The sequence below is a fragment of the Candidatus Atribacteria bacterium genome (genome assembly GCA_011056645.1).
Lineage (GTDB): Bacteria > Atribacterota > Phoenicimicrobiia > Phoenicimicrobiales > Phoenicimicrobiaceae > Sediminicultor > Sediminicultor quartus.
Window position 1 is genome coordinate 25,750 of sequence record DSEL01000184.1, and the last position, 23,770, is coordinate 49,519.

The 23,770-nt window shown below is 39.2% G+C and carries 16 protein-coding genes; all 16 read right to left on the bottom strand.

The annotated features are described in order from the left end of the window. Positions 1-28: 28 nt before the first annotated feature. The 16 genes from ENO17_08295 to ENO17_08370 all read right to left on the bottom strand — a co-directional run bounded on the left by ENO17_08295 (position 29) and on the right by ENO17_08370 (position 23,769). Complete coding sequence (locus tag ENO17_08295; protein ID HER25031.1) at positions 29-1,129, bottom strand: histidinol-phosphate aminotransferase family protein; 1,101 nt, start codon at positions 1,127-1,129, stop codon at positions 29-31. 91 nt (positions 1,130-1,220) lie between these two features. Continuing rightward, entirely contained in the window at positions 1,221-1,985 is a 765-nt protein-coding gene (locus ENO17_08300; protein ID HER25032.1) for a GntR family transcriptional regulator, read from the bottom strand. Positions 1,986-2,292: 307 nt separating this feature from the next. Next, positions 2,293-3,615, bottom strand: a complete 1,323-nt coding sequence (locus ENO17_08305) for a TRAP transporter large permease subunit (protein HER25033.1) — start codon at positions 3,613-3,615, stop codon at positions 2,293-2,295. After that, positions 3,608-4,123, bottom strand: a complete 516-nt coding sequence (locus tag ENO17_08310; protein ID HER25034.1) for a TRAP transporter small permease subunit — start codon at positions 4,121-4,123, stop codon at positions 3,608-3,610. Before ENO17_08310 ends, ENO17_08305 begins: the two co-directional genes overlap by 8 nt. A 134-nt stretch (positions 4,124-4,257) precedes the next feature. Continuing rightward, a complete protein-coding gene (locus ENO17_08315; protein ID HER25035.1) occupies positions 4,258-5,274 on the bottom strand; it encodes a C4-dicarboxylate ABC transporter in 1,017 nt (338 codons plus the stop codon). Positions 5,275-5,686: 412 nt separating this feature from the next. Then, complete coding sequence (locus tag ENO17_08320) at positions 5,687-7,027, bottom strand: TldD/PmbA family protein (protein ID HER25036.1); 1,341 nt, start codon at positions 7,025-7,027, stop codon at positions 5,687-5,689. After that, entirely contained in the window at positions 7,024-8,460 is a 1,437-nt protein-coding gene (locus ENO17_08325) for a TldD/PmbA family protein (protein HER25037.1), read from the bottom strand. The genes ENO17_08320 and ENO17_08325 overlap by 4 nt, the downstream gene beginning before the upstream one ends. 136 nt (positions 8,461-8,596) lie before the next feature. After that, positions 8,597-10,402 carry a DegV family protein gene (locus tag ENO17_08330; protein HER25038.1) on the bottom strand — a complete coding sequence of 602 codons (1,806 nt, stop codon included), beginning with the start codon at positions 10,400-10,402 and terminating at the stop codon, positions 8,597-8,599. Between the two features lie 54 nt (positions 10,403-10,456). Next, the gene (locus tag ENO17_08335; GenBank protein HER25039.1) at positions 10,457-11,266 is read right to left on the bottom strand and encodes a transposase; all 810 of its coding nucleotides are present in this window, start codon (positions 11,264-11,266) and stop codon (positions 10,457-10,459) included. A gap of 103 nt (positions 11,267-11,369) precedes the next feature. Then, complete coding sequence (locus ENO17_08340) at positions 11,370-14,690, bottom strand: hypothetical protein (protein HER25040.1); 3,321 nt, start codon at positions 14,688-14,690, stop codon at positions 11,370-11,372. Next, entirely contained in the window at positions 14,683-17,775 is a 3,093-nt protein-coding gene (locus ENO17_08345; GenBank protein ID HER25041.1) for a PD-(D/E)XK nuclease family protein, read from the bottom strand. Before ENO17_08345 ends, ENO17_08340 begins: the two co-directional genes overlap by 8 nt. A 49-nt stretch (positions 17,776-17,824) precedes the next feature. Then, positions 17,825-18,298 (bottom strand): Cys-tRNA(Pro) deacylase, encoded by a 474-nt coding sequence (gene ybaK, locus ENO17_08350; protein ID HER25042.1) that lies wholly within the window; start codon positions 18,296-18,298, stop codon positions 17,825-17,827. Positions 18,299-18,300: 2 nt separating this feature from the next. Then, positions 18,301-18,849 (bottom strand): NAD(P)H nitroreductase, encoded by a 549-nt coding sequence (locus tag ENO17_08355; protein HER25043.1) that lies wholly within the window; start codon positions 18,847-18,849, stop codon positions 18,301-18,303. A 56-nt stretch (positions 18,850-18,905) separates the two neighbouring features. Continuing rightward, the gene (locus tag ENO17_08360) at positions 18,906-20,921 is read right to left on the bottom strand and encodes a hypothetical protein (protein ID HER25044.1); all 2,016 of its coding nucleotides are present in this window, start codon (positions 20,919-20,921) and stop codon (positions 18,906-18,908) included. Positions 20,922-20,946: 25 nt separating this feature from the next. Beyond that, positions 20,947-21,651 carry a DUF4230 domain-containing protein gene (locus ENO17_08365; protein ID HER25045.1) on the bottom strand — a complete coding sequence of 235 codons (705 nt, stop codon included), beginning with the start codon at positions 21,649-21,651 and terminating at the stop codon, positions 20,947-20,949. A gap of 60 nt (positions 21,652-21,711) precedes the next feature. After that, positions 21,712-23,769 (bottom strand): ABC transporter ATP-binding protein, encoded by a 2,058-nt coding sequence (locus ENO17_08370; GenBank protein ID HER25046.1) that lies wholly within the window; start codon positions 23,767-23,769, stop codon positions 21,712-21,714. Between the last annotated feature and the right edge of the window lies 1 nt (position 23,770).

Consider the following 23,770-nt stretch of genomic DNA (forward strand, 5'->3'; position numbering starts at 1 on the left):
GAACTAAAAAACCAAACGACTTGTAGGATTATTTTGCGCAAAACTCTTTTACCGCCTCGACCATCATCCTATTCTCTTCTGCCGTCCCGATAGTAATTCTAAAGAAACCATCATTATCGTACATTTTAGCTTGCGGTCTCAAAATCATACCCTTTTCCTGGGCATAGGCCACTATCGCATCACCGGTTTTTCCGGTTCCTCTGGCATCGAGAAGTATATAATTACCATAAGTGTGGAAAACGACCATGCCGGGAATAGCGCCGAGCTCTTGCTCGATATACTTGACCTGCTCATTATTAAATTTTACTCGACTTTCTAATGCTTTGGTATCCTCCAAGGCAGCCAAGGCAGCCCACATCGGTATAGTACCGACATTCCAGGGGATAAGCGTAGCAGAAATCTGGGCTATGACCTCTTTATCTCCCATGGCATAACCAAATCTCAAACCGGCAAGACCATAAGCCTTTGAAAGGGTTCGGGTGACCAAAACATTCTTGAATTCTGCGATCAGCTTTGTCATCGATTTTTCATAGCCGGCATATTCTACATAGGCTTCATCTACAATAAAAGGTATGCCCAGAGCAGCAATTTTCCTAAAGTCCTTTTCATCCATGAAGTTACCGGTCGGATTATTAGGATTAGCAACGATAATAGCTTTGGTCTTGGGTGTTACCGCTTTAATAATTGCATCCGCGTCAAAGAGTATTTCATTATTTCGGTAAATCATGGGCACCGATATTAACTTCCCTCCTATGATAGCACAACGTAATTTATAAATACCAAAACAAGGCGTATGTTGAATTAATTCTTCTCCGGGCTGCAAGAAGCTTCGTAATAGCATATCGTAAATCTCACTGGTTCCATTGCCAACCATTACATTCTCCGGACCGGGCAGATTATTTATCTCAGCGATCTTGCTTCGAACTACCATCCCCTGATCAGGATATCGGTTGGCCATCTTTGCATATTTATTGATGGCCTCTAATACCTTCTCAGAAGGATTATGAGGATTTTCATTAGACATCATCCGGTGTAGCTTCGGTTCCTTCCAGGCTAATTCGATATGGGGAGAAATATACATCTTAATATCTTTAATCCAGGGCACAAAGTAATCTTCAACTTTCTTCATTCTAAATACTCCTTTTCATTTTTAGTTTTATTATATATTCAGGTTTTTCCTGAACAACTTAACAGTTCAATACTATTTCATTTATTTTCTGTCAACTTAAGCTATTTACTATTTGGTACTGTCCGGTCTCAACTTTAAACAGGTACCTGTCACCACGATAAAAAGACTGAAGCACTTCAATACAGATGTTTTGCGAGTTATAGGCTAAACTCTCTAAGAAAAGACAGGGGGTGTTCGGATTTATTTTCAGCACCCGGGTGATTTCTTTTACCTGATTTACTGCGCGCAGGGTTTGGATGGAGTAATTAAGATCGGCAGCAAAATGTTTGGTTAAAATTTGGTACATGGAACCTTTTATTTCCATTTCAAGAAGCTCTCCAAAATCCCTGAAGGAATAGAACTGCCTTTCAAATATCAGCGGAGTTTTATCCGCAATCCTCACCCGATCTATTTGTACCACCTCATCTTCGGGTTTGATATCCAGCTTTCCGGCCAGTTCATCTCCCGCTGTAATCTTCTTTTTTAGAATAACGTTATCCTCTATCACTATATTATCAAGGTTAAAGTCATCAATAAAACTTGCCATTCTGCCGAACTTATGAATAGGTAACAAGGGAGATTTCCTCTTAACAAAGGTACCTACCCCTTTCTGTTTCTCAACAAAACCTTTTTGTACAAGCATTGAAATAGCCTGACGAATGGTGTTTCTATTAAGCTGAAATTTCTGAGCCAGATCACCTTCAGAAGGAATTTTGGTATTAATCTGATACCTTTCCTCTTTAATCATGCTCTCAAGCCAATCGGCAACTTGAACATAAAGAGGTAAGGGGTTAGTCTTATCAAGGATATGCTGCATAATGTGTTCACCTCTCTATTTTATCTGTCTACCTATCTACCTGTCTACCTATCTATTTAAAGATTATAACAAAATTTCTCTTTTGTCAAATAAAAAATGAAGAAAAATTAAAAAAAGATGACCTTCCTTGCTGTCTATCGACTTAAACCTCGAGCAGCTTTTTTCAAGGCAACGAATAAGGAACCACGATACCGAAAGTATTGATCAAATCTTCTGAAATATAAATTTTATCCCCTTTTATCTTCCGTAAAAGTTATTCAATTATTGAGTTAAATCAATGGTTCCCCGTATCATTATTTTCTTTATTTTATTTCCCAAAATATAAATTGGGCAAAAATAAAGCTATTTGAGGGAAGACCATTATAAGGCCTAAACCAAGAATCATAAGCAGTACAAAAGGTATTACCGAACGGTAGATATCTCCCAGTGTTATCTCTTTGGGAGCCATTGCTCTCATAAGAAAGAGGTTATATCCAAAGGGAGGCGTCAGGTAAGCTATCTGGCAGGTTATAGTATAGAGAATGCCATACCAAATCGGATTAAAGCCCAGCTTAATTATCAGGGGAACATAAAGAGGGGCAACAATGATAAGCATGGCTGTATCGTCCAAAAACATCCCCATTAAGAGGTAGGAAAGCTGCATCATGACCATGATTCCCCATCTACCGAACCCGTATCTGAGAAATAGCTCTTCTATTGCATGTACAGCGCCAAGACCATCAAAGATAGCACCAAAGGAAAGTGCTGCCAGAATAATCCACATAAACATGCAACTTACGCTAAGGGTTTCACGCAGTACTTCATTCATTATCTCCCAGGTCAAGCGCCGTTTAATAATAGCGGCAAGAGTAATGACTGTTGCCCCTACGGCGGCACTCTCGACTAAACTGGTTATCCCCAAGAAGAACAGTCCGGACATCATAAAAATAATTAATATAGGAACTACCCCGGCTTGGAGCAGCCTTACTTTCTCTATGAAAGGAATATTACGCTCTTCCTTGGATAACGCCGGACCCATCTCCGGCTGAATCAAGCATCTGATAAAAATATAGATGATAAACAAGCCTGCCAGCAAGAAGCCCGGTAAAAAACCGGCCATCCAAAGCTGTCCGACCGGCTGCCTGGCGATCATTCCGTAAAGAACCAGGACAACACTGGGCGGTATCATGATACCTAATGAACTCCCCGCCTGAATTACACCGGTTATCATTTGTTTGTCATATTTTCGTTTGAGCATTTCCGGTAAAGCGATAGTACTTCCAACCGCCATACCTGCTACACTTAATCCGTTGATAGCAGATATTATGGACATTAAGAGAATGGTTCCGATAGCTAAACCTCCTCTGACCGGCCCCATCCAGACATGTATCATTTCGTATAGATCATCCGCTATCCCTGATTTAGAAAACATATACCCGATGTAGATGAATATAGGAAGAGTTAGGAGGGGATACCAAACCAACAGCTGAAAGCTTGCATGGTAAGACATCCCTACACCGCCCTTCCCCCACAGGAGAAGAGAAAAAATAGCGGAAACACCACCGATAACGGCAAAGATATGCCGCCCGGTAAGAAGCATAACAATCATCGAAGCAAACATAAGAATAGCCATAATCGCGAAATTACTCATATATATTCTCCCCTCTCAGCACTGCCAGATCTTTGATAAATTCGGCTATTAATTGTAAAAGCATCATAACGATCCCTATCTGCATAATAATCTTGATGGGAGCTACCTGGGGTGCCCATGCAGAATAAGTCACCTGTTTATATTTAAGGGCATATTGAATACCCTGCCATCCACCGTAGGTAAGTACCACAAGGTATAGAAGAGCGATAAAAAAGGTAATTACATCGGCAAGAGCTTTTTTCTTCACCGACCAATTATTATATAAAAGGTCCATTCTAACATGGCTCCCGATAAGCAAAGAATATCCGCCTCCAAGTAAATAATAGCCCGCCATAATAAACTGTGCGCTCTCCACTGACCAGATATGCGGCTGGTTAAAAAGGGTCCTAGACACAGTTTCATAAAGCAAAATGGCTATCATTCCAAAAATTAAAAACTTCACAACCCCACCTACTGCCCGGCTGGTTGCGTCCATGTAACGGACGTAGATTTTTACCGTTTTATTCATTATAATTTCTCCTATCTTTCAAGCAAATTTTTAGAGGTTTCCCTTTCCTAACTTCCCCCTAGTCTTGACATAGAGCCAGATATAAAAGGGAAACCTCTATATTAATCTAAATTATAACAATATTACCCAATTAATTAGTATCGGTAGGGAGCACCGGCTGCTTTCATGGTCTTTTCGTATTCTTTAAGTATCTCTACCACTTTGGCACATCTGGGGCTTCTTTTAGCAACCTCGTCCCAGTATTTTAAGGCTGCCTCTTCCACTACTTTCCACTCCTCTTCGGGGATGGTAGTAAGCTGCATCTTTTTCCCCTGTGTTCGGTAACGAGCTTCGCCAGCCCAGTACCAATGTAGTCGATAGTAATGGGATTTGTCTATTGCCAGCAGGAACAATTGCTGCAGGTGAGGAGGCACTTTCTCCCAGGCTTCGGTATTAACAAACCAACCGCCTGACCAGCCTCCGGATATAGGATTGGTCAGATAATAATCGCAAACATCAGCCCATCCCACGGTATAATCCTCGGTGATACCGGACCAACAAACTCCGTCTAACATACCCGTTTGAATGGCCATTTCAACGTCCTCATAGGGCATAACCGTTGGGACAACACCGAATTGTGTCATGAAATCGCCCCCGGTGGGGAACATGTACATTCTCAGTCCCTTAAGATCTTCCATGTGACGGATGGGTCTGGTAGTTGCAAAATTGCAGGGATCCCAGCTCCCCTGGCTTAACCAGGTGACACCTTCTATCTCATCATAGGCTTCCTTCCAAATTTCGTTCAGCCCCCACCAATTCCACAGCGCATTAACATCTATTCCGTATCGTACAGCCATAGGGAAATAAGCGGCAAATACAGATACGTCTACAGGAGCAGCCATGGAGTCATCGTCACTAACCACTGCATCAACCGTTCCTTCCTGTAATGCTCGGAATAGCTCACCATGAGGCACCAGCTGATCAGCGGTGTATACTTCGATGAACATCTCTCCGTTGGCAGCTTTATTAAACTCATCTATGGCATTTTTACAGACATGTTCATTCAGGGCAGGGCCGGCGTAGGATTGAAGTCTCCACCTGATGGTTTCGGCAGCTACTGAAGTACTTAAAATAATAAGCAATAAAAGTGTAACAAAAATTATTTTTTTCATTTTCACTCTCTAAGGCATATTAAAACAGAGAGGAGTAAAAGAAGTAATAAATAATAGTAGTAGTGATCTTCTCTTTCTTTGTCTCTTTCTTCGTTACTATCCGCAGAAAATTATGGATAACCTACCGGATAGAAAAGAAAACTCTCTATCTACTATACCTTGGTTACCCTCCTTTTAGATTTTTTGGTTCTTTGATAATTTCCTGAAATTAGATCACATTAGACAAATAAGCAAATTTTGCAGGTCTGTACAGGTTCAAAAAACATTTCAAGCTAAAAATCTACCCTTTTCTCTTATATTTCCAGATACATCACCTCCTTAAAAGACCTTTTTTAGCTAACTATTCTATATAATGATAATGTCCGCTCAAAAAAATGTCAAGATTTTTTATAGATTTTTATATCCTATCATTTCAAAAACTTGTTTTACTGGAAAAAGTGAAATGGGTGGTTCGAAGATAGGGGGCTACCACCGGACCGACAAATCCTGGCTTGGTCTGTCTTTCTTGAGAGATCATATCCACTGCCTTTAACATATCTATTACGCTGGTGTTAAATCTCATATTTTTAATGGCCTTTACCATCCTTCCCTCTTCTATCAGAAAAGTCCCGTCCCTGGTCATTCCGGTTAATTGAACACTCATCGGGTTGACTATATTGACATAATGAAAACGTGAAATATAAATTCCTTTTTTAGTAGAGGATATTATCTCTTCGAGAGAATTGCTCCCTTCCTGCATCACCAGGTTAAAAGGGAGGGCTCCGAAAGAAGCCTGCTCCGGTGATAAAGTATTCCCGGTACATTTTTTATTATATTTCAAGGCAGTCAGGTGATCATAAACACCATCTTTTACTACCCCGTTTTGAATAAGGGCAGTCTTTTCCCGGGGATATCCCACCAGATCAAAGGGAATAGGCAAGGTCAATTCATCAAAAGGATCATCAGAAACCGTTATCATTTCCGGAAAGATCTTCTTGCCTTGATTATGGTCCACGAAACTCTTACCCTCCATAATCGTTTTACCGTTAAAAGCAGTATAACCGGTATAGTTTAAAATTTCTGCAAGGGCTTCCGGAGATAGAATAACCGTATAGATTCCCGGGTCAATCTCGATCTGTTCGTCATTTTTTAAGGCAGCGGCTAATAATTCATCGATGTTTTTATTTAAGTTAAAATGATTAATATCGCTATCGATAAAGGCGATGTGGGCAGTGGAATTATCTCGAGTAATAACACAATTGAAATCTACTTTAGTTCCCCGGTCAAAAGCAAAAACTCCTTCCGAGTTGGCTACTAAAAGAGTCGATTCTTCTGTTTTAAAGGCTCCCGCCGCACTATATTCTTTTTTATTTACCTCTTTTATCAATTGGCTTATCCATTGGGCTCGATTTAAAGGGGTAAAATCGGCTGTATCTTTAGAATATTTGCTTTTTATTTTGTACGACTGGGGTTTTAATAATTGATAATGATAATCCAGTTTAGGGGTGATCTTGGTTGCTTCCATTGCTTTTTCTATATTTTTTGCCATGGTGTGGTGGTCCATACTGTTCATTTCGACCGTACTGATCCTATCATCATTTATTATCTTTACAATCAAACTTAGATTGGTTTCCGCCACATTTTGGTGGATGTAAGATTCGGCAAATCGGGTCAGTTCACTTTTCACTTCTGAGGCAATTATTTCGAATCCGGTATTTTGTATTAAGCTTTTTATCTTATGAGTAAGCTCTTTCGCTGAATTTATATCTTTCATTTGGAAGCACCTACCTTTACCTTTCTGAATCTTGCCGGGGAGGTGCCGTGTGCTACATGCATTTCCTGATCCGGTTGTCCTTTGCCACAATTTGGCAATCCCCAGACCTGCCAATATTTTTCAGAGCTTATCCCATCGCAAGATTTCCAAAACTCCGGTGTTATTCCTTGATAGACCGCGTTTTTATAAATTTTTCCTAATTTCCCATTTTTTATTTCTCGGGCAATCTCGGTACCAAATTGGAAGTTTATCCTTTTATCATCAATACTCCAACTCCTATTATAATCTAAATATAAACCTTCTTTGATGTCTCCGATAAGCTCGTCCAGCTCTAAATTTCCTGCTAATAGATTGATATTGGTCATCCTGACCAGGGGAATTCTATTCCAATTTTCTGCCCGGGCTGCACCATTACTCTTTAATCCTAATTGGCCGGCATCTTCTCTGGACATCAGATAACCCACAAATTTTCCTTTGTCTACCAGGTAACTTTTAGAGGCAGGGACCCCTTCATCATCATAAGCGAAAGTCCCTAATCCACCCGGAACCGTTGCATCAGCCACGATGCTCACCTCCGGACTTCCATAGCTAAAATTATTTAATTTATCCAGAGTTAAGAAACTCCCTCCGGCGTAGCTAATTTCTTTTCCCAATACCCGGTCTAATTCTACTGGGTGTCCACAGGATTCATGGACCTGAAGCGCAAGTTGAGACCCTCCCAATACAATATCCCTTATCCCTTCCGGAGCAGGGGGAGCAGTTAATAACTGATTGGCTTCCTCGCTTATCCTTTCGGCGTGGTCTAATAAATTCATCTCTTCGATAAATTCATATCCCCGTGTAGCATGATCCCCTTCAAAACTGGAAGGATAAGAACGTTTTTGGAAATCTTCGTAACCGATAGCATAAGCAGCGATTCCGCCGCCTGATTCCAAGATAGTCTGTTCTATTTCCGAGCCTTCACTGGATAAAAATATTTTATGCGTCTTGTAAAAATTGAATGAACCCTCGCTTCTCTTTACTTTATCTTTTAGCATCATCCTGGTAGCCTTTACCAAAAGGTCTATCTTTTCTGCGGGATTTACGCCAAAGGGATCTTTGATGATCGGTGTAACATAAACATCGATGTATTTATCTACGGGGGCAAGTCTGATTGCTTCTTTTTTAGTTAGAGCAGAGGCTCGGGCAATATCCAATGCCTTGGCAGCTGTTTTCTGCAAAGACGCCAGACCTAAATCATGGGAAGCCGCGAATCCCCAGGCACCGTCCGCCAATACCCGTATCCCTACTCCTCTATCGGTAGAGACATTATAGGAAGAGAGGATGCCATTTTCTACTTTAATAGACTCCTTTTCGGTCTGAACAAACCTTAGATCAGCATAGCTTATCTTCGGTTCCAACCAATTTAGAATATTTTTTAGTACTTCTTTCATCGTTTCTTAATCACCACCTATTTATTACCTGTATTATAATATATCTTCTACTCACTTATATATTAAAGAGCCTTTCTTCTTTAGAAAGGCTCTTTTTCTGTAAAAACGATAGAGGACAAATACCTTTTATCACTTTTTAAGAATCCCCCAGGACGGCAATGGCCGCTCCGCCAATACCTATATGGATACTCAAGGCAGGCGATGCTTCGGCGATCATTATTTTTGAAGTATTAAAGATGGCTCGAATTTTATTACTATACCATCCAGCCAATTCCGGTGCTGCTACATGAGCAATTGCAAAACGGGGATTTTTAACTCTTGTAGCAAACTGAATCGCCAAATCTACGGTCTTAAGAATTACTCTTTTTTGCCCTATCACTTTAGCTGCTTCGACAATGTTACCGTCAGAATTTAGCGTTAAAATGGGTTTCAGGTTAAGAAGCGTACCCAGAATTCCTTTGGCGATATTCAAGCGCCCGCTACGCATCAAATATTTTAAGGTAGGTATGCTGATAAAGATTTTAACATTTTCGGTAGCATCTTTTATCCGATCAATGATTTCTTCAAGGTTAAGTCTTTCTTGAATTAATTGAGCTGCCTCGGCCACTAATAATCCCAAAGCAACCGAACTTGTTTTGCTATTTACAATGTGAATTCTATTGCTGTAATGCTTATCCTGGCAGCCCATACGCGCACCCTGGATCGTTCCGCTTAATTTTTCAGAGATATGTAAAGAAATTATCGATTGATATTTTTGGACAATTTCCTTATAAGCTTCGGCAAAAAAAGCGGGAGGAGGCTGGGAAGTGGACAGCTTTTCCTGCGAGGTCTCTAAAATATGAATAAAATCTTTTGGTTTAATTTCTACCTGGTCCAAATAACTCTTTTCCCCAACCTGAATCACGACGGGTACAACTTTAATATTATATTTTTTAATGATCTCCAGCGGTAAATCACAAGTTGAATCGGTAACCAATCCTATACTTTCTCCGTGAGCATCCGCTTTAATCTTGGTATGTTGTTTACGCATATCATCAACTTTGGTTTTCACGATAGTTCCGCATTCAGACAATTCAGTAAATACATCCTCGGGGTTATCGGTGTGAATATGGATATGGGCTTTGTGTTCAGAGCCGGCAATAATCAGTGAATCTCCTAGGGAGGAAAGTTTTTGCCTCACTGTTCCCAGATCTAAGTTAATTCCTTCCAGCAAGCATTCAGCACAGAACCGGAAATTAATTCCGGAATCAATTTTATCTAAATTAAAACTCCTTATTCTCTCGCCGGTAGAGCTAAGTACCTCTAATGATCTTACTTTACCGTATTCAATAAAATTAACGATCCCTTCCAAGATATTAACGAAACCCTGAGCTCCGGCATCAACTACCCCTGCTCTTTTTAATAGCAGCAGTTTATCGGGCGTTTTAGCCAGGGATTCCTTTGCTTTCGATAATGATTTTTTAAAAAGTTCCACAAAATCAGGGGTATAGGGAGCATTTTTTACCAGATGCTCCGCCCAGTCTTTCATTACCGTAATAATTGTTCCTTCTTGAGGCTGAGAAATGGCTTTCCGGGCTTGTTCCGCAGCCTTGATAGCTGCTTGAGCAAAGGATTCTGTGCTAAGACGTACTTTATCCTGGGTTGCTTCTGCCAGGCCTTGAAAAAATTGAGCCAAGATTGCTCCAGAGTTACCACGTGCTCCCATTAAAGCCGAATCGGCAATCACGCTGCTAACCCTGGCAAAAGAAGCATCTTTACATTTTTTTACCTCTTTTACAATATTGCTCATGGTTGCTGCCAGATTCGTACCGGTGTCTCCATCAGCTACCGGAAAAACATTAATATCATTCAGATACTGCTCCATCTGATTGATACGTTGGGCGGAAGTGATAATAAAACGCTTGAAGCGGATACCATTTATATATTTGATTTGAATTTTCATTTAAAGCATCATCACCCCATTCTGATACAGGGGACGGTTCTCTGTATCATTTTATTATTTTATTATTTGAACTGTTACCGGGCTAACTCTCAAAATATTTGCTATCTCTCGAATGGATAAATTAGAATTCAATTTCAAATAACTTATCAGTTTGTTTCTATGAAATTGATACTTTCTTTCTTTTAAATTAGATAAACCAAAGTTATATTCTTTAAAATAATTTTGGATATATTGCTTTGCTCCTTTCTCATTAATCAAACTGTGGCTATATTTCTTGTCTTCTTCTGGTAATTCAATAATATTGCTTTTTTCTAGTCTATTCTGATGATGGTATCGAACAAATAAATCAATCGCTTTGTCTTTATCCGGAGAAAATAAAGATAATATATGTTCAAGCTCAATTAAAAAGTTTTTCTGCGGTAATTTTGCAATATACAAACAGTAACTGCTCCAAGTATATTCTTCTAAATTATTAACCATAAAGGCATTTAATGGATTGTTATGAATATAACTCAGTACTGCCAATAAATAATTCTCATTTTCAATTGGTTCACTTTTAAAACGATCTTGAAAAAGATGACCAATCTGCTGATATTTCTTATTGAAGTAATTCACGTAGCTCACATTTATTCTTTTCATTGTCTGGGAAAGCTGTTCATCTTTTTCTTTAATTAACAGATGGACATGATTATTCATTAAACAATAAGCATAAATTATATATTCCCTTTTTTGTTTTACTTTTTTCAGTACTTTTATGAACTTGAATCTATCCTCATCTTCTAAAAATATATCTTGTTTCCGATTGCCGCGAATCATAACATGATAAATATTTGTTGAACTTAATTTTCGAGCTTTTCTTGGCATAATAATCTTCGTGCTACCTTTAATTGATTTTATTATTTAACATTATATCATAATATCATATTAATATATTTTTATCTTTTGATACAGAGAACCGTCCCCTGTATCATTTTCCTACAAAATATATGCTGGTTTGTTTCACGGGCTCTCCGGAGATTTCCTGCCATACCCGGTGGTAAAGAGTGATCTGCTTTTGATAGACCTCGACTAATTTAGGGTAATCCTTCTCCTGTTCGGGCCGATCAGTTTTGTAATCGATCACTACCCAGCCATCGGCTTCCTTAAAGACCAGGTCGATCGTCCCAGACAGGATTATAGGGCAGGAATCATGACCCTCTAATTGGCTAAAAAGAGGATGAGCGGGTCCGATATGGAGTGTAAAGGGGACTTCGCTATATTTAAACTCTGCTTTTTTTAGACGCTTAAATAAATCACTCACTTTAAATTTTTTGACCAGCTCTTCTAATTCTGCTTTTCTCCGGGGAGATATTCCCTGATTTTCCAGAACTTTTTCTATCTGTAAAGACAATAACTGTTCATCAGGCTCTTTCTTCACTAAATAATCAAAGATTTTATGAACGGCAGTCCCCCAGGCAGTCCCGCCAACATCAATGGTAGTAATCTTTAGGTGTTTTTCTTCATCCTTAAAATCCGTCGGGGTCTTCTCATCATAACTAATTTTAGATAGATCCTTCAGCCATTGCCCGCATTCCTTTTGCATTTTTGCATAATCTTCAAGCAAAGATTCTTTTTCTTTGGCTTTTTCTTTTCCTTTTCCTTCTATTTCCCCCATTTCCCCCGGAGACAACAATTCCGCTTCCGGGACAGCGATATTCATCTCATCTCTCATATTTTTCAATAAAGGCTGCCAGGGATTATGCTTATTGCCCTTATGATTTAAACTGCTGATAACCAAAAGATTCTTAGCCCGGGTGGCCGCTACATAGAGCAGTCGGATATCCTCTGCTTCATGGTAAGAGGTCTCAAGCTGACCATAATCATCCCAATTTTTAGGTTGAGCTAATCTTTTCCCTTTATGGTAAGCATTGGAACGGCATACCAAAAAATGGCCGTACGGTTGCTCTCCCGTTCTTTCCACATGATAAGTTGGTTCATGGACAGCAGTATTATAAGGAATAGCTAAAAATACTACCGGAGATTCCAGGCCTTTAGCTTTATGTAAATTCATAATCCGGACAGTATTTTCTTCGGTTAGTATATCCAATTCCTCTTCGATCCCGGCTTCTAACATCTTCTCCAATTGGTCTACCATGGCAGCAAATCCTATCATTTCTTCTGTCTCTGCTTTTCTTAATTTCTCCAGAATAAAATAGAGCTCCCCGCATCGGTTTAGGTTATAACCTTCTAAACAGGAGTGAGGAAGTAAGCCTGAATCAATCATGATCTTTTCCATTGTTGTAACCGGTGGCAGTTCTTGAGACCAGAGATGGAATTGTCTCAGCCGGCCAAAAACTCTCCTAAAATTCTCTTTTAGTTTTGGACTTAGCTTTTCCGGTATCTTTTCATAAAAATCAAATTCTCCGCCTGATTCTTTAAAATGATATAAGTCATCATCAGAAAATCCAAAGAATATCCCGCGCAGAACGGCGATGATCAGCACCTGATTTTCTATATCCCTCAGTAAGCGAAATAACTTTAATAATTCTTTTACCTGTGGGGATGCATTTAAAGAGGCGTATCCTGAGATCGTAAAGGGTATTCCCTGCTCTGCCAGCGTGCGGGCATAGATATCCATCCCTCCTTTATAGCGTAGAAGGATCATAAAGTCCTTATAAGTGGCTTGCAGTGAAGTACCTGCTTTTATCTCTTCTTCGGTCCGCCCTAATTGAAATCCCTTATCGACCATAAGACGAATAACCCGGGCAATCAATTGGGCATCCTGCCGGATCGTATCATTCTTGTTGGATTCTTTTGAAATAATGAGCTGCCTTACCCCGGAAAGATAATGGTTTGGGTCATCTTCCCGAATGGTCTGCATCGGTGAATATACCGCCTGAAATTTTTCCTGACCACCGGAAAATAATTCTTCAAATAGAGGGTTGAGATAAGAACCGATAGAATGCAGCGAGCGAAAATTAGCCTGCAATTTTAAAACCTTTCCTCCGCTTCTTTCAATCAACTCCCTTACCCGATTATAGATGGCAATATCTGCCCGACGAAAGCGATAGATAGACTGCTGGGGATCCCCTACCACAAATAAGGAACCGGGATGCGGTATCAATTTAGTCCAGTTCTTTTCCTTAAAATCCGAACCGGTAAGATAGAAGATTATTTCTGCCTGAATAGGGTCGGTATCTTGAAATTCATCTACCAGCAGGCATTTATATTTTTGCTGAAAATATTGGCGTACTTCAGGATGTTCCCTTAATAGCTGAGAGGTCTTTAAGAGCAAATCCTGAAAATTAAGCATCGAGATCTTCTGGCGCAATTGGTGATAATATTCCACTGCGGGCAGAAGGAATTTGATGGTATCGGCATAACAATATTCCCGCCATTGCTGCAAGGTCGGATTAATCACTTTTTCCTGAAGTTCTAAAACAAGGGAATCTCTATACTCTTTGGCCTTTTCTTTGGAAGTCCAGCGGTTTAAAGTAATATGGTTCGATTTAGGGCTAAAATCACCTGCAAAATTTTCCAGTAATTTTATCTGATTAAAATCTTCTCTCATATAATCATAAAACCCCTTCATCCTTTTAACGCTTAAAACGGCTTCTTGTAATTGATCATAACCCATTTTCGGTTCTTCCTCCGGGATATATGGGCTGGCTTCATCACTAAAAGATATGATCTCTTTGACCGCTTTTTTTATATCCGGTTTTGGTAAAACGGGGAAAGAAGGATTAACTTCCGGATAAGCGCACAGCGTTTTATAACAATCGGTCAGTTCGGAGGGCTTTATGCCTAATTCTTCCAGATGGAGGAGAGAAGGAGATTCTTCTATCTTAAGATTAAGCAGATACCTTTTCCAGGCTTCTTCTTTCAATAAAATATCATCAAGGTCATCCAGCTCGGCAAATTCCGGGTCGAGCCCGGCTTCGATCGGCCTTTCCCTTAATAGGCGGGCGCAAAAAGAATGAATAGTCCCCAGGTAACAGTGCTCAATATTGGAAAGGGCTTCCCGCAAATAAGCCTTTTCCTTTTGGTTTTCTGTTTCACGAAAACTCTCTTCAATTTTTTTTTGAAACCTTTCTTTTAATTCGATTGCTGCTTTTCTGGTGAAGGTAATAGCGGCCACTTCATCCACTTTAAATTTTCCCGACTTAATTAAAGCAGTCATACGCTGGATCAAGCTGGAAGTCTTCCCCGAGCCGGCACTTGCCTCGACTAAAATATTAGTGTTTAATTCTTGTACAATTTTTTCCCGAGCTTCCTGATCAATTAATTTTTGGGGGGAATGATCATTCATATTCTTCTTGCAGCCTCCTTAAATTATCCAGAGCGGGTTCTTGGCTATATTTTTCTCCTTTTTTCCCGCCTACTTTCATCACTTGATTTTGTTCCAGGATATCCCGGTAATCGGCACACTTCAGATCATCTGCTTTTTGAGTCATGGCAAAATCTCCTTGAGCAACACTATCCAGCAACAAATCAATGATCTCCAATACTTGATCTCTTTTTTCTTCATCGTAAAAATATTGCCTTCCCTGGCCAGATAATGTAGGGAAATAATAACCTGCTTTTGGGATCTTAGGACAGGCAGATATTCCCGCTTTAACCAAGATCTTTTTTAGGGACAAGGCATAGAGGGCATGTTGAATCTGTCTTCCGTTTTGAAAATATTTACTTCGACTAAATTCATAAGGGGTACCGGTCTTGTAATCAATGATGCGATAGGTATCCTCGCCTATTTTATCTATTCGGTCAATCTTTCCCTGAAAACTGATCGATTTTCCACTGGGCAGAGATAGCTCCACTGCTTTTATCTTGCCTAACTCCCGGTTCTTGCTATCCCGGGTGCCAAAAGCAAGTTCCAAATAAACTGGTATTTCTCCTTTGTATTTCTTTTCTTCGCAATGGAGAAAGAAGCGGCAGGAATTTAATATTTCTTTGCACTCGTGCTGATAGATCAGATTGCTGGGAGGGGCTAACCTCTTCTTGGTTTGTTTCAGCCGGGAAAGAGTAAGGGCTTCTAAAATAGGCCAATGATCGGTATAAGATGGCAAGACAAAGGTTCCGGTTGGTGAGCGCTCTTTTAACTTTTTATAAAACTGCTCAAAAATTTGATGGAATACAATACCTTTTTCAGAGGGGTTCAGCCATACCCCCGGGTCTTCGATCATCTCTTGCGGCGGCGTTATTTTTAAGATAAATTTTAAAAAATACAGATAGGGGCAAAAGGCAATCAATTCTAATCTGGAACTGGAAACCACCAGCCCCCGGTTGAGGCGGGGGTCTACCCATTTCGGGTCACTGTTTACTTTTCCGTTGAAGCAATTGAGTTCTTCTTTTCCTCTCTGTCGAGCGGCATAAAAACCTTCGGATAGAGCGGGATAAAGATCTTCAAAAAGGGAAGTAAGATCTGAAGAATTATATCTGATAGAATATAAGAACCAGTCTGCGGCATCAAGAATTTCCTGAGGCTTTCCCGAAATAAACCCGGAGGTCTCATGAAAACTTCGATAAAAATCAGAATAATCCTTTTCCTTATCTCCGGATATCAAACGGTACAGCTGCAGCATTAATCCGGAGGGGGATAATTCCCGATTATCCCGGGTATCGTAACGGGAATAGGAAAGAATAATTTTGCCTTTAAGAGAAGTAAGCAATTGAAGCATTTTATATCGGCTTTCTTGATCTTTCCCTTTATCCTGATTCATGCGGCCGGTATTTTTTTTCTCGCTATCTAGCAAGATAGATCCGTCATGCACTGAAGATGAATCAGGAAATTTAGTCGCATCCATTCCTATAATAAAATTAGTGGGACGATCAAGCCAAATTCCTTTTTTGTAGCTGGCCGTATGCAGAAAACCCCCTCTTGGTTCCGAGCAATTAATCCTTTCATTCTTGATGAGATCTGCTATCAGAGTAAGGGCTTCATTTAAGGGCATATCGGGAAAAGGAGCTTCACTTTCTATAAAAACAGTCAACCGTTCTTTTATTTTTGTCAGCGCTTCCTGGTCTAAATTACACGCCTCATCTATCCTGCTGTAATGGGTCACACTACTTATAAGCCCCCGGGCAATCTGTTTTGCTGAGACAGTATAATCAAAATTTTCTTGAGGTATTTCATGAAAAATGTGGGAAATAAATTCCTTGATCCGAATCAGGTCTTTTATCTTTTTATCCACCTTCTCTTTCCTGCTTTCGGACACCTGCTTGATCTCTTTTTTTAACTGTTTAATGCTAAAATTCAAGCCCTTAATATATCGATCCCTTTTATGCCCAATAGGGGAATTTCGCAGTAAAGAAGCCGCTTCTTGGGGAGTGGGCATATCCGCATCCAACTGCTGATTTTTAAACTCAAAATTACCTCCGGTAAGCAAAAAATATAATTTTGCGATACTATAATTATCTCTTATCCAATCAATCAAAGCAAAAAACAGTTTCGCCGGAGAAGCGTTTTTAATGCTGATACCACTGCCCAAAGTGATAGGAAAAGAGTATTGTCTGGACAGCTGATAAAGATATTGGGAATAGGGTTCTTGCACTGTATAAAAGATACTTACCTCATCCCAGGGAATATTTTGGGATTTGATCTTTCGGATAATTGTTTTTACTTCATTAAATTCTCCCTGGGATTGGATCAACTCTATTTCCGGTTTTCGGGGCAGTTGAGGCAGACTTTCCTGATAATTTTCTTCTTCCTTAACCGGCTGGAAAAAATAAAAAGAAGCCGGTTTCTTTAAGTTTTTCGGGGCAGGTAAGGTAATCACCTTTGCTCCCGGTAATATCATCTTCCGGAAAAAGATTTGCTCCAGATAATTTAATTCGATATTAGAAGGGACGATGAAGATCTCTTTTTTCTGCTGATCCTTTTTCTGGGATTTAATGGCCAGAAGATAGACATCCGCTTCATCAATATAATTTTGCTCTTTTAATATTTTCTCATACTCCTCTATTATCTTCCGCAGGTCTTCACTCTTGTGGGAATTAATCATAGCCGAGTGGGGAAAATTTTGAGAAGAGAATCCGGCTGCCTTCAATTCTTTTATTGCCAGATACACCGAGCGGCTGATTCCGGGCGAAAAGGCAGGCAGTTGAAAATACTTCAGTTCTTTTTTCCGGGATAATTTTTTCAATATCTGAAAAAGAAATATCTGGCCTAAGGCATGATCTAAAATTTTTAATTTATTTTTCAAGAGTTGATCATTACAGTGATCTCTGGCCAGGTCAAAAAGTGTAGTGATATTAAAGTTCAAGGCAAAAAAACCTTCTCGGGATAAGCTTTTTTTAAGGGTATTGCCATCCAGGTAAGAAGGCATAATTAAATTTTTACTACCGGTGAGATTCTCCCGGCAGATCTCCTTTAGGGGAGCTAAAAATGGATGCATAAATTTTACTCTCTTCCGGTAATAGGGGATGACCCTTGAGGGATAAACATTATTTCACAGCTAATTTGCCAGAAATTAATTGCAATGCTTTTAATAAATGATTAGGATCAACTTTTAATTGTAAACCCCTAACTCCCGCACTGAATATGATAAAAGGAAATTGGAAGGCACTTTCATCAAAATAAGTAGGGTAATTTTTTTTCAATGCTAAAGGAGAAACGCCTCCTCGAACATAACCGGTTAATGATTTTACCTCTTTTAAGTGTACCATTTCCACCTTTTTGTTTCCACTTATAGAAGCAAGGGCTTTCAGATTAAGTTCCGCTCCTCCGGGGATACAGGCCACTAAAATTCCGGTCTTATCCCCTCGAATTACCAGTGTTTTAAATACCTGTTTTAAGGGCTGCCCCATTTTCTGAGCGGCATTTTCTGCACTGAGGTTCTGTTCGTCCACTTCATATTTTAAAATTTCATAGGGAATTTTTAATTTATCTAAAATTCTGGAGGCATTAGTCTTTTTCATTTCTATAACTCATAACTATTATAACTTCTGATCTGATTTATTTCTTTGCGTTCTTTAGGTTGTATTTCGTCAGACATCGGATAGCCTATAGTTATAATAAGTTCAACTCTTATTTGTGGGGGAATATTAACCAGTTTTTTGACCCCCTTTTCATTAAACCATCCCAGCATACAAGTTCCCAAGCCTTCTTCTGTGGCCTGAAGACAAAGGTGCTCGGCAGTAATTCCGATATCGATTAAACTAAATTGCTTATCCTTAAGTATGCTCCCAATTCTACTAAAAAAACTTGGTCTTTCTGAAAGTAAAAGAATTAAAGCAGGTGCTTGCAAAGAAAATCGATTGAAAGATATCACTCTATTAAACGTTTTTCTTGCTACTGCTTCTTTTAGTTTCAGGTCATCTATTACAATAAAGCTCCAGGGTTGAGAGTTATTAGCTGAAGGAGCAAGCCGCGCTGCCTCCAGACAGCTCTCAATCTTCTCCCGCTCAACAGCTTTATCCAAATATTCTCTTACACTTTGTCTTTTTTTTACTAAATCTAAAAATTTCACTAAATCCCTCCGGGAACAGAAAACCGTCTTCTGTTCTTTTTTCTTTTTTTGTATTTTCACGCTCTTTGAATTTCAACTAAACAATTATGGAAAGCAGTCCCATAACCTATATCACTGATATATTCTCCGGTGAGTTTATTGAGGTTGGCTTGGTGTACTCCATCCCACCAGCCAAAATAAGCATGCACTATTCCCGGTGCGACTTTTGAGGTAATAAAAACCTTTAAAGTTATATTCCCCCTATGATTATAGACTTGTACCCTATCATTTTCATTAATTCCTCTTTTAGCTGCATCCTGAGGATTGATCCAGACAAAAGGTTCTTCTTTCAGAGTAGATAGATTTGAAAATTGAGAATTCATTTTATCACAGGCATGGCTGGTGATCAAAGATAAAGGATATTTACTAAAGATATCGGGAGAGCTATTCCTATTTTCTGCCGGTTCCCTATAGGCTGGCAGGGGGTCTTTGCCCCATTTATCTTTCATTCTCTGGCTGATAAATTCTATTTTTCGGGTAGGAGTATTAAATTTGTGGTCACTAAAAGCCCTCTCTTGATATCCGGGGTAAAGATAGGGCGTATCTTTTAGTTTATCGATATCCATATCTAAATGAGAGCTGTTAATTATTTTTTCAATGGTACTCAAATCATTTACCGGTAAATAATCTAAGTTGAAATCAAACTTTTTAGCTAAAAGCCGATAGATCTCACTTTCATGTTTGGCTTCACCTGGCGGTTCGATTATTTTTTGCTGTAATTGAAGGTAAGAATGACCGTACCCGATAATCAAGTCATAGTATTCAAACATCGAAGCTGCCGGCAAGATAATGTCTGCCATCCTGGCGGTATCGGTTAAAAAAAGATCGGCCACCACAATGAAATCCAGTTGATTCATCGCCAGGGCAAGGAGATTGGTGTTGGGGTTGCTGGTCATAGGATTAGCCTGTTCAACCCACAAAGCTTTTATCGGAGGATCGGCTTGCCGATCCAATTTACTGGCAAGTGTTGCAACCGCTATAGAATGACGGATCCTCTGGGGTTTGGGCGGGGAAAAAGGCCAATTTAATTCGGGTACCTGCCTGTCGCTGAAGTAAAAACCGCAGCCCTTTTTACCGATACTTCCGGTCAACGCCGGCAAAAGAGCAATGGCTCTGGTAGTCTGACCCCCATTGGTATATCTTTGAATCCCTATTCCGCAGATAAGAGCATATCGGGGATTTTCTTTTAGCTCATTGATCAAACGATTAATCTTAGCGATAGGGACTCCAGTTATAGCCGACACTTTTTCCAAGGAATAATCCTGAACCAATTCCTTAAATTCAGTAAAGCCAAAAGTATGTTGCTCAATAAAATAGTCATCAATGATATTATTTTTAATAAGCTGGTTGGCTATCCCCAGGGCAAGGCAGCCATCGGTTCCCGGCCGAGGATTTAAATAAAGGCTGCTTTTGGCTCCTGATTCATTTTCCCGAATATCTATGGTTATTAATTTCGCTCCCTTATCTACTGCCTGGTTCAGGTGATGCATTAAATGAACATTGGTATGGGCTGGATTTGAACCCCATAAGATGATTAATTTTGAGTTTTCCAGGTCAGAAATCTTATTATGTTTTACTTCTCCATAAGTTAAAATGATGGCCTCCTGGCCTGCAGTATCACATAGTCCGCCATATGTGCTGGTAAAGCCGCCAAATTGATACCAGAAACCATAAGCACAATTTTTCATCACTCCCAAATTAGCAAATCTATTAAAATATAAAACCGATTCCGGTCCATATTGCTCTTTAAAATTTCTCAGCTTTCGGTATAGGATATCTAAAGCCTGTTCCAAGTTTATTCTTTTAAACTCGCCGCTGCCGCGCTTGCCAACTCTTTGTAAGGGATATAATAATCTTTCCGAACTATAGAGCAAATTGGGATAGTGGTTCCCTTTAGAACATATTCTTCCTTTATTCACCGGACTATTACGATTTCCCCTTACCTTTGTTATCCTTCCTTTTTCTACCTCAACTTCCAATGAACAGGACCCAAAGCAATCCTTGGGACAAACAGAGTTGATGGTTTTGAACATATTTTGCTCCTTTATTTAAATAAAGCTATTTTTTACTTTTTTCCCCTAAAAGGATGGGACCAAGCTGGGATTGGATCAGTTTTGAATCAGTAAAATCTATGGCAACTTTTTCTGCTCCAAAATTTTTACTTAGAGCCTCTAGGGTTTGCCGAGCAGAATTCTCTACTTCCGAACGCATTTTCCGTACTAAATGATCAGCCATTTGGGTGGCCTGATATTTAGCCTCTTCCAGAAGCAAATTTTTATCGCTTTCATTGAATCCTGAACCGAAAGCCCGATTGAGGAGGTCAGGAAGTAACCAGGGAAGAAACTTTGCATTTTGTTCGTCATAAAAACTGATATCTCTGATATGAACTTCGTAAAAGCACTGGGGCATTTTTAATCGGAAATTCTTTTCCCCTTGTTCCTCAATAACAAAGTCCGAACTACGAAGATTATATCTGAAATCTATATCAAATTCGAAAATCATAGCCATCTTTTTAGTGGAAATTAACCATTGGAAATATTTTTTCCCTTTCTCTCCCAACCAGTGCATTGAAGTAGTAACAATCTCTTTGGTAACCACTTTAAATACCACCAATTCTCCTACCGAGCGAAGTTCTTCAAGAGAAGTATGGATATTTATTGTTCTGCCCGGTGCACTGTATTTTAATTTAAAAATCCAAAAAATAATAAATATAATGACCGCTGTACCGAACCCGATCAGTCCGGAAATAAATATTATTTGCATTGGTTTATTCTCCTTATTTATTAAATTACTATCATCATAACAGAAAACGGCTATCGTCTGCTATGTTTTTAGGTATTGGTATTTGTACAGCTCGTTGTAATAACCTCGTTTGGCAATTAACTGCGAATGATTTCCCATTTCTACGATTTTACCTTTATGCATAACATATATTCTATCAACATCCTGAATGGTAGATAATCGATGGGCGATGGCGATACTACTTCTGCCTTTCATAATTTTTTTTATGGCATCCTGAATAAGATATTCGGTTTCGCTGTCTATACTGCTGGTAGCCTCATCAAGGATGAGTATTCTGGGTTCTTTGGCCAGTGCCCGGGTAAAGGCAATGAGCTGCCTTTGGCCGGTGGAAAGATTTGACCCTCCTTCGGAAACTATGTTCTCATATTTTTTCTTCAATTTACTGATAAATTGGTGGGCATTAACATATTTTGCATATTCGATCATCTTATTATCCTCTATTTCATTATTAAGGATAATATTATATTTAATGTCCCCGGCAAACATAAAAACGTCCTGCAAGACTAATCCGAAATAGTTCCTTAAAAATTTTAAATCCATATCTTTCAGGTTAATTCCATCAATAAGAATTTCCCCCTCGGTAGGTTCATAGAATCTTAAAAGAAGGTTAATGAGGGTTGTTTTCCCTGCCCCGGTCGCCCCCACAAAAGCAACCGATTCATTTGGTTCAACTATAAAAGAGACCCGGTCAATAACCTTTTCCCCTTCTTTATATTCAAAAGATACTCCTCGAAACTCTATCCTCCCTTCTATCTTGCCAGGATGCTCAGGCACTTCAGGAGAAGGTATCTTGTCATCCTCCTCAAAAAGTAAAAATATTCGCTCCGATGAAGCCATAGCGGATTGTAATATATTATATCTTTCCGAAAAATCAAAAATCGGCCTAAAAAACATATGGATATAAGATATAAAAGCAATAAGCACTCCCAGGGAAATTTCCTCTCCCAGTACTCCCTTACCCCCAAAATATATCAAGGCACCTAGGGCAAAATAAGATAACACATCAATTAATGGCCTGAATATGGCAAATATCAACAGTTGATACATATTGGCACGATAATAATTCATCCCGGTTTTATTAAAATTATCTTCAGACCTACCCTCTTGATTGAAAGTCTGAATCAGTAAGACTCCCGAAATTGCCTCTGATAGAAAACTATTTACTTTAGCCAGGGCAATTCTTACTTTTCCGTAAGCCTCCCGAGCATATCTCTGAAAAAAGTAGAGTATCATCATCATGACCGGAATAAGAATAAATATGATCAAACTTAATCGGCGTGATAGTTTGAATATTACCACCAGTATGCCTATTACCATAATAAGATCTTTGGCAGAATAAACAAAGACATCGGTAAACATTTCTCTTAAAGCATCAACATCATTGGTTAGCCTGGTTACCAATCTACCGATAGGATTATTATTAAAAAAGTTCAGAGAAAGAGACATCAGATGTCTTATCAGATTGCCCCTTAGGTCATACATGACCTTTTCACTGACCACTGCCATCATTACTACCTGAAGATAATTAAAAACAAAAGATACCAGTAGGAGCCCTACATATAATAGGGCAAATAATTTAACCATTTTTAAATCATCAACTCTTAAGATTTTAAGATTATCCGAGGGAATATTTTGCATTTCTCTATAAGGGACAAAATAGCCTTTATCCGTTTTGACCAGGTTAAGTTGATATTGCTTCAATTTATTTAGCTCTTCTTCCTCCCTGATCATAAAATATTTTTCCGGCAGGATGAGCGAATCTTTCTGCAGCTCCAGGTATTCATCCTTGCTTAACAAGTTCGAGGGAATGAAAATAAAGCTATTAGACCTCACCCGGTAGGCTATATAGCGGTCGGTAACTTCCACCGTTCTATCATTAAGAATTAACTTTAAATAACTTTTTTCAATATAATTATCGACCACATTTTTGGTAATTAAGGGAAGGGTAATCTCTATACCACTTATGGCAAGAATAAGAAGGAAGATGATGATAATCTTCCCGGCGTAAGGTTTTCCATATTGCCATAGTCTGGAAAATATCTTTCTGTCCAGACCAGAATATAATTTTTCTTCTTTCATC

Bases quoted from the DNA above. Each gene is read 5' to 3' on its own strand.
- ENO17_08315 (HER25035.1), bottom strand. From the start codon at position 5,274: ATGAAAAAAATAATTTTTGTTACACTTTTATTGCTTATTATTTTAAGT.
- ENO17_08325 (HER25037.1), bottom strand. From the start codon at position 8,460: ATGAAAGAAGTACTAAAAAATATTCTAAATTGGTTGGAACCGAAGATA.
- ENO17_08365 (HER25045.1), bottom strand. From the start codon at position 21,651: ATGCAAATAATATTTATTTCCGGACTGATCGGGTTCGGTACAGCGGTC.
- ENO17_08320 (HER25036.1), bottom strand. From the start codon at position 7,027: ATGAAAGATATAAATTCAGCGAAAGAGCTTACTCATAAGATAAAAAGC.
- ybaK (HER25042.1), bottom strand. From the start codon at position 18,298: ATGAAAAAGACTAATGCCTCCAGAATTTTAGATAAATTAAAAATTCCC.
- ENO17_08330 (HER25038.1), bottom strand. From the start codon at position 10,402: ATGAAAATTCAAATCAAATATATAAATGGTATCCGCTTCAAGCGTTTT.
- ENO17_08345 (HER25041.1), bottom strand. From the start codon at position 17,775: ATGCATCCATTTTTAGCTCCCCTAAAGGAGATCTGCCGGGAGAATCTC.
- ENO17_08360 (HER25044.1), bottom strand. From the start codon at position 20,921: ATGTTCAAAACCATCAACTCTGTTTGTCCCAAGGATTGCTTTGGGTCC.
- ENO17_08300 (HER25032.1), bottom strand. From the start codon at position 1,985: ATGCAGCATATCCTTGATAAGACTAACCCCTTACCTCTTTATGTTCAA.
- ENO17_08335 (HER25039.1), bottom strand. From the start codon at position 11,266: ATGCCAAGAAAAGCTCGAAAATTAAGTTCAACAAATATTTATCATGTT.
- ENO17_08295 (HER25031.1), bottom strand. From the start codon at position 1,129: ATGAAGAAAGTTGAAGATTACTTTGTGCCCTGGATTAAAGATATTAAG.
- ENO17_08310 (HER25034.1), bottom strand. From the start codon at position 4,123: ATGAATAAAACGGTAAAAATCTACGTCCGTTACATGGACGCAACCAGC.
- ENO17_08340 (HER25040.1), bottom strand. From the start codon at position 14,690: ATGAATGATCATTCCCCCCAAAAATTAATTGATCAGGAAGCTCGGGAA.
- ENO17_08370 (HER25046.1), bottom strand. From the start codon at position 23,769: ATGAAAGAAGAAAAATTATATTCTGGTCTGGACAGAAAGATATTTTCC.
- ENO17_08305 (HER25033.1), bottom strand. From the start codon at position 3,615: ATGAGTAATTTCGCGATTATGGCTATTCTTATGTTTGCTTCGATGATT.